Below are 1896 nucleotides of genomic sequence, written 5' to 3'. Positions count from 1 at the left end.
AGAGGCGCTTTTTGCCTCGCAGGAAGAAGTGAAGCCACTGACCATTCTAGCTGCTGAAGCTAGATTAAATAAAAAGCGTAAGCAGCTCCTTCAGAAAGGTTAAAATGGTCGATCTTTCTAACTATTGGAGCTGGAACTAAATTAAATAAGAAGCGAAGACAAATTTTCTTGTCTTCGCTTCTTGTATTTGTGTTCCAACGTATTGATTAAAACTAGATAAAAGGGTTACAATAGTGAATATTACCCTACTTGAACTTATTGCCTTTCATTATTAATTATTTGCCTTCCGTATTTTTTCCCTTTACCCATGAAAAAAGAGAATAACGTTAAAGTGTGGTGTCTGAATGAATTTGTCAATTGCAGCATTAGAAAACATGAAATTAAAAGAGTTATACGAGCTTGCGAAAGAATTTAAGATTTCGTATTATAGCAAGTTAACGAAAAAAGAGCTGATTTTTTCTATTTTGAAAGCTCGAGCAGAAAAAGAAGGTTTCTTTTTCATGGAAGGCGTATTAGAAATTATTCAATCAGAAGGATTTGGATTCCTACGTCCTATCAACTATTCTCCAAGCTCAGAAGATATTTATATCTCAGCTTCGCAAATTCGTCGTTTCGATTTACGTAATGGAGATAAGGTTTCTGGTAAAGTACGACCTCCGAAAGAAAATGAACGCTATTTTGGGTTATTACAAGTTGAAGCTGTAAACGGAGATGATCCAGATTCAGCAAAAGAGCGTGTGCATTTCCCTGCATTAACACCATTATACCCAGATCGCCAAATGAAATTGGAAACGGAACCGAAAAAGTTACCGACACGCATCATGGATTTAATCGCACCAGTTGGATTTGGACAACGTGGTTTAATTGTTGCGCCTCCAAAGGCTGGTAAAACAAGTCTATTAAAAGAAATCGCGCACAGTGTTACAACAAATCATCCGGAAGCAGAACTAATTGTACTTTTAATTGATGAGCGTCCAGAGGAAGTAACAGACATTGAACGTTCTGTTAAAGGAGATGTTGTAAGTTCTACTTTTGATGAAGTACCAGAAAATCATATTAAAGTAGCTGAGCTTGTGTTAGAACGTGCGATGCGTCTTGTAGAGCACAAGAAAGATGTTATCATTTTAATGGATAGTATTACCCGTTTAGCTCGAGCTTACAACCTCGTTATTCCACCAAGTGGTAGAACATTATCAGGTGGTATCGATCCAGCTGCCTTCCATAGACCGAAGCGTTTCTTTGGAGCTGCACGTAATATTGAAGAAGGCGGTAGCTTAACAATTTTAGCAACAGCCCTTGTTGATACAGGATCACGTATGGACGATGTTATTTACGAGGAATTTAAAGGAACTGGAAATATGGAACTTCACTTAGATCGTTCATTAGCTGAACGTCGTATCTTCCCAGCGATTGATATTCGTCGTTCTGGTACACGTAAAGAAGATCTATTAATTCCAAAAGAACATTTAGACAAGTTATGGGGCATTCGTAAGACAATGCGTGATACACCAGACTTTGTTGAAAGTTTCTTACGTAAGCTTCGTCAAACGAAGACAAATGAAGAGTTTTTACAAAACATTGTTGCAGACTCGAAAAGGTATGTAACAACTAAGTAAAGGGAAAAAATCAAGACTCGCTTATTTTATAGTAAGCGAGTTTTTTATGCTGTTTAGGTGATATTAAAGAGAGAAATAAGTGAAAGAACCTGAGCTAGTCAGAGCTGGATGAGCTCCCTCCAGCGGCTAAAATCTCCGGTCATTTCGCTCTCTCGCATGAAGCAAAAAGCGCTTCAAGATCGAGAGTTCGAAGTGTCCTGGATTCTTAAGTAATATCCAGTTCTGGTGGCTAGCTCTTCGCATCTAAGAACCTTACGCCCGAAAGGTAAAAAGCACCTTT

Annotated in this window: 1 protein-coding gene; it reads left to right on the top strand. The window is 38.2% G+C overall.

Annotated features, from left to right (window positions below):
- Positions 1 to 344: 344 nt before the first annotated feature.
- Entirely contained in the window at positions 345 to 1616 is a 1272-nt protein-coding gene (rho, locus tag MR107_RS29765) for a transcription termination factor Rho (RefSeq protein ID WP_001053903.1), read from the top strand.
- Positions 1617 to 1896: the final 280 nt, after the last annotated feature.

Origin of the sequence: Bacillus cereus group sp. BfR-BA-01441 (assembly GCF_022663075.1) — a bacterium.
Lineage (GTDB): Bacteria > Bacillota > Bacilli > Bacillales > Bacillaceae_G > Bacillus_A > Bacillus_A cereus.
Note: the sequence above shows the minus strand (reverse complement) of the source record. Positions and strands in the feature narration are given on the sequence as shown.

Bases quoted from the DNA above. Each gene is read 5' to 3' on its own strand.
- rho (WP_001053903.1), top strand. From the start codon at position 345: ATGAATTTGTCAATTGCAGCATTAGAAAACATGAAATTAAAAGAGTTA.